The organism is Mesorhizobium sp. M7A.F.Ca.CA.002.09.1.1 (assembly GCF_003998555.1).
Lineage (GTDB): Bacteria > Pseudomonadota > Alphaproteobacteria > Rhizobiales > Rhizobiaceae > Mesorhizobium > Mesorhizobium ciceri.
Map to the genome: position 1 here is coordinate 1 of NZ_RZRR01000332.1, position 5,470 is coordinate 5,470.

Annotated in this window: 3 protein-coding genes; all 3 read left to right on the plus strand. The window is 65.4% G+C overall.

What is annotated here, in order from left to right:
• The first annotated feature begins 188 nt into the window (after positions 1-188).
• Positions 189-1,211 carry a hypothetical protein gene (locus EN994_RS16075; RefSeq protein ID WP_127307638.1) on the plus strand — a complete coding sequence of 341 codons (1,023 nt, stop codon included), beginning with the start codon at positions 189-191 and terminating at the stop codon, positions 1,209-1,211.
• Positions 1,153-2,631, plus strand: a complete 1,479-nt coding sequence (locus EN994_RS16080) for a DUF6504 family protein (protein WP_063169573.1) — start codon at positions 1,153-1,155, stop codon at positions 2,629-2,631. Before EN994_RS16075 ends, EN994_RS16080 begins: the two co-directional genes overlap by 59 nt.
• Positions 2,628-5,470, plus strand: a 2,843-nt coding sequence (locus tag EN994_RS16085; protein WP_127307639.1) for an error-prone DNA polymerase, incomplete at its 3' end; no start/stop codon positions are given. The genes EN994_RS16080 and EN994_RS16085, both read left to right, overlap by 4 nt.

A 5,470-nucleotide genomic window follows, 5' to 3' on the forward strand; every position in this document is an offset into this window, starting at 1 on the left:
GGCCATGCTTTATCCTTTGATCCCGGCATATAGGCTTTCGCACCGGAATCGGCAAATGAACGGGCCGATGCGCCTGCGCCATCCCTGCAGAGAGGAATAAATTCCCCATGACTCTGCTTGACTCTTGGGATGCGCTCTGGAATCTATAGGAACATAACAGGAACAATTGTGAGTGGAAGCTGACCGTCATGGCGATGACCGCCGTGGCGCGGGAGACTGTTTTTGCCCTGCGCCGCCAGATCGCGAAAATCGAGGGAACGCTGCCCGAGCGCTTGGCTGCGCCGGCAGCCGCACCCTTTGATGCTGACGTCAACACTGATCTCACAATCGTCCGGCGTGGCATTGCCGCGGCGTTGCCGGATGCGTTCCTGCCTATCGGCGTCGGGCGCCTCGATGCCGCCCTGAGCGGCGGGCTGCCGAAGGCCGCCCTGAGCGAAATCCATGGGCTTGAAACCCGCGATGCCGGGGCCGTCGCCGGCTTCGCTTTGTCGCTCACCAGCCTGATCCTCAAGCAAACGCCGGGGCTGCCGGTGCTGTGGATCGGCACATCGGAGATTTTTCGCGAGGCCGGCTTTCCCTATGCCAGGGGGCTTCACGCCTCGTTCGGCATCGAGCCGGAGCAATTGCTGTTTTCCGAGGCGCCAAGGCTCGTCGATGCGCTGTGGGTCGCCGAGGAGGCGGCCCGGATGACGGCGCTCGCCGCCGTCATCCTGGAAATCCGCGGCAATCCGCAGCGGCTTGACCTGACCGCGACACGCCGGCTGCATGCAAGGGCGCAAGCGGCCGGCCGGCCGGTGTTCCTGCTGCGGCAGGCGGCTGGGCCCGAACCGACGGCGGCACCCGGCCGCCTCATCGTCGCCTCGGCGCCGGCGGTGCCGCGCGACACCATCGCCGGGCCGCTGGCCGGCTCGATCGGCCGCCCGGCCTTCACCCTCACCATCGGCAAGAGCCGCACGGCCCTGCCTGGACAATTCACACTGGAGTGGAACCCCGATGAACGCGCATTCGACGAAAGAGCGGGCGAGGCAAGAGACCGGGCAAAGAATCCTGTCCCTGTGGTTTCCCTATCTGGCGGCGGAAAGGATCCTGCGCCAGCGTCTGGGGCGGTCCTGGCGTTCCCGGTCGTCGGATCACCCATCTCACCCGCCGCTCGTGATCAGCCATCGCGACCGCAACGCACAGCGCATCTCGGCCCTCGACGAGCGGGCTGAGGCGCTGCACCTGAAGCGCGACATGGGCATCGCCGATGCGCGCGCCATGCATCCGTCGATCGACGTCGTCGAGGCCGATCCGGAAGCCGATCGCCGCCTGCTCGAAGGCCTCGCCGACTGGTGCGACCGCTACACCCCGCTGGTGGCGCTGGACGGGGCAGACGGCCTGTTTCTCGACGTCACCGGCTGCACCCATCTGTTCGGCGGCGAGCGCGCCATGCTGGACGACATCCTGTCGCGCTTCTTCCATCAGGGTTTCGATGTCCGCGCCGGGCTTGCCGCGACGCCGGGTGCGGCCTGGGCGGCGGCACGCTTTTGCGGCGACCGCATCGTTGTGTCAGGCGAGGAGGAGGCGCTGCTGGCGCCCCTGCCGCTGGCCGCGCTGCGCATAGAACCTTCGACCCGCACCAGCCTGGAAAGTGTGGGCCTGCGCACGGCGGGCGCCGTCATGGCGGCACCGCGCGCGCCGCTCGCCCGCCGCTTCGGCGCCCTGCTGCTCCTGCGCCTCGACCAGGCGCTTGGCCGGCTCGACGAGGCGGTGTCGCCGCGCCTGCCCGTCGCGCCGCTTTCGGTCGAACGCCACCTCGCCGAACCCGTCACCCTGACCGAGGACATCGAACGGCTGGTGGGCATGCTGGCGGCGACCTTGAAGACCGACCTCGAGCGCCGCGGCGAGGGCGCCCGGACGCTGGCGCTGCTGCTCTTTCGCGTCGACGGCGCCGTCAGCCGCATCGCGCTCGGTACCTCGCGGCCGATGCGCGAACCCATGCTGATCCAGAAACTGTTCCATGAAAGGCTGGCCGCGCTCGAACAGGATATCGATGCCGGCTATGGTTTCGATCTGGTGCGGCTCTCGGTGTTGGCATCAGCCACCTTCGACATGCAGCAGGCCGATCTTGCCGGCGAGGTGACCGACGACGGCGCCGATATCGCGCTGTTCGCCGACCGCATCCGCGCCCGGCTCGGCGATGGCGCGGTTCTCCGGGCAGTCGCGGTCGAAAGCCATCTGCCGGAGCGTGCCGTCGCCACCATCCCCTTCACCGACGCGCCGTGCCGGACCACGCCGCCGAAGAAGCCGGACAGGCTGCAGGCACCAAAAACCATATTTCCGCCGGAACGACCGATCCGGCTGTTCCGCTCGCCCGAACCCATCGATGTGCCGGCCACCGAAATGCCGGAAGGACCGCCGCTGAACTTCCGCTGGCGGCGCGCGCTCTACCGGGTCAAGCGCGCCGAAGGGCCGGAACGCATCGCCGCCGAATGGTGGCGGGAAGCGCCAAGCGACGAGGCGGCATCGACGCGCGACTATTTCCGCATCGAGGATGCCGACGGCCGCCGCTACTGGCTCTACCGGCAAGGCCTCTACGGCGGCGCCTCGCAAGTCCCGCCGCGCTGGTTCCTGCATGGAGTCTTCGCATGAACGCGCTGACCGTCATTCCCTATGCCGAGTTCGGCATCCAGTCGAATTTCTCCTTCCTGCGCGGCGCCTCCAAGCCGGAGGAGCTGGTGGTCGCGGCCAAGCTCCTGGGCTTCTCGGCGATCGGACTTGCCGATCGCAACACGGTGGCCGGCGTGGTGCGCGCCTGGCAGCAGGCCAAGGTCGAAAAACTCTCCTATCACCCCGGCTGCCGGCTGGTTTTTGACGACGGCACGCCGGACATCCTCGCCTATCCCCAGGACCGCAAGGGCTGGGGGCACCTCTGCCGCATGCTGACGCAAGCCAATCTGCGCGACGAGAACGAAAAAGGCGCCACCCTTCTCCAGCGCGGCGACCTGCTCGAATGGGGTGACCTGATGTCGCTGGCGGTCCTGCCCGGTCTGTCGACGGGGGCGCAAGACAGTCTTGCCTTGCTTGGTGAGCTCAAGGGCCGTTTCGGCAGGAACCTGCGGCTTGGCGTTTCGCCCGACTACGCCGGCAATGACCGTTTCCGCATCGAGCAGGCGGCAGCACTTGCCGAGAGCGCCGGCATTCCGCTGATGGCGACCAACGACGTTCTTTATCACACCGCCGAACGGCGCCCGTTGCAGGACGTGCTGACCGCGATCCGCCTCAACACGCCCGTTGCCGAGGTCGGGCTACAACTGGCCGCCAATGCCGAGCGCCATCTGAAGCCGCCGATGGAGATGGGCCGCCTGTTCCGCCGGCACCCGCAGGCGCTGGCCGAGACGCTGCGATTTGCGCAAGAGCTGACTTTTTCGCTCGGCGACCTCCAGTACAACTACCCCGACGAGCCGACGGAATCGGGTCTTGGTCCACAGGCTGAGCTGGCGCGACTGGCGCGGGAGGGAGCGGCGAACCGCTATCCGGCTGGTGTGCCGGATTCCGTGACCAAGCGCATCGAGGAAGAGCTCGCTTTGATCGAACGCCTCAACTATGCCCGCTATTTCCTGACTGTCTACGACATCGTCAAGTTCGCGCGCAGCAAGGATATTCTCTGCCAGGGACGTGGATCAGCCGCCAATTCGGTCGTCTGCTTCTGCATCGGCATCACCGAAGTGGGGCCGGAAAAAATCGATTCGCTCTTCGAGCGCTTCATTTCCGAGGAGAGAAACGAGCCGCCGGATATCGACGTCGATTTCGAGCACGAAAAGCGCGAAACTGTAATCCAGTACATCTACGAGAAATACAGCGGCAAGCGCACGGCACTTGCCGCCGCCGTCATCAGCTATCGCGGCCGTTCGGCGCTGCGCGAAGTGTCGAAGGCGATGGGCCTGTCCGAGGATGTCAGGGCATCGCTTTCCGGCTCGATCTGGGGTTGGTCGACATCGGAGCTTGGCGAGAAGGAAGCCCGCGCCGGCGGCCTCGACCGCACCGACCCGGTGTCGGGGCACGTGATGGAGCGTGCCAATGAGATCATGGGCTTCCCCCGCCATCTCTCCCAGCATGTCGGCGGCTTCGTCATCACCAGGGACCGGCTCGACGAGATTGTGCCTATCGTCAAGACGGCGATGGACGAGCGCAAGATGGTCGAATGGGACAAGGACGATCTCGACGCGGTGAAGATCTTGAAAGTCGACGTGCTGGCGCTCGGCATGCTGACCTGCCTGCAACGCGCCTTCACCTTGCTCACGGATCACTATCCTAATGCGCGGGATGATTATGGGCAGCCCTATGTGTTGGCCACCCTGCCGCCGGAGGACAGGCAGGTCTACAAGATGATCTGTCGCGCCGACACGCTCGGCGTCTTCCAGATCGAATCGCGGGCCCAGATGTCGATGCTGCCGCGCCTCCAGCCGAAAACCTTTTATGATCTCGTCATCGAGGTGGCGATCGTTCGGCCGGGCCCGATCCAGGGCGACATGGTCCATCCCTATCTGCGCCGCCGGCAAGGCAAGGAACAGGCCGAGTATCAAAAGCCGGAGCTGGAAGCGATCCTCAAGAAAACGCTTGGCGTACCGCTGTTCCAGGAACAGGCGATGAATATCGCCATCGTCGCCGGCGGTTTCAAACCGGGCGAAGCCGATGAACTGCGCCGCGCCATGGCCACCTTCAAGCGCACCGGCACCATCGGCAATTACCGCGACCGTATGATCAATGGCATGGTCGGCAAGGGCTACACGAAGGACTTCGCCGAGCGCTGCTTCAAGCAGATCGAGGGCTTTGGCGAATACGGCTTTCCTGAAAGCCATGCTGCTTCCTTCGCCCTGCTCGTCTATGCCTCCTGCTGGTTCAAGACCTTCTATCCCGACGTGTTCTGCGCCGCGATCCTGAATTCGCAGCCGATGGGGTTTTACCAGCCGGCCCAACTCGTGCGCGACGCAAGCGACCATGGCGTCGACATCCGCGACGTCGACGTCAATTTTTCGGTGTGGGATTGTACGTTGGAAAAGGCGCCATTCGATCCGGCCCGCATCCTGCCACGCCATGCCGAAATGCGCGGCGTCATCGAGACAAATCATGCGCTGCGGCTCGGCTTCAGGCAGATCAAGGGCCTGTCGAAGGAGCGCATGGAGGCTTTCGTCGAGCGGCGCGGCTCAGGCTATGTATCCGTCAGGGATGTCTGGCTGCGCTCCGGCCTCGATGTCGGCGAGATCGAAAAACTGGCGCAGGCCGATGCCTTTCGCTCGCTCGGTCTTGACCGTCGCGAAGCCCTGTGGGCGGTGCGCGCGCTCGACGGCAAGAGCGCCGCCGAAAGACTGCCGCTGTTCGACCAGCCGGCGCTTCGCCTGCGCGAGCTGGAACCGGAGACGAGGCTGCCGAAAATGCCGCTCGGCGAGCATGTCATCCACGATTACCGCGCGCTCGGCCTGTCGCTGAA

Bases quoted from the DNA above. Each gene is read 5' to 3' on its own strand.
- EN994_RS16075 (WP_127307638.1), top strand. From the start codon at position 189: ATGGCGATGACCGCCGTGGCGCGGGAGACTGTTTTTGCCCTGCGCCGC.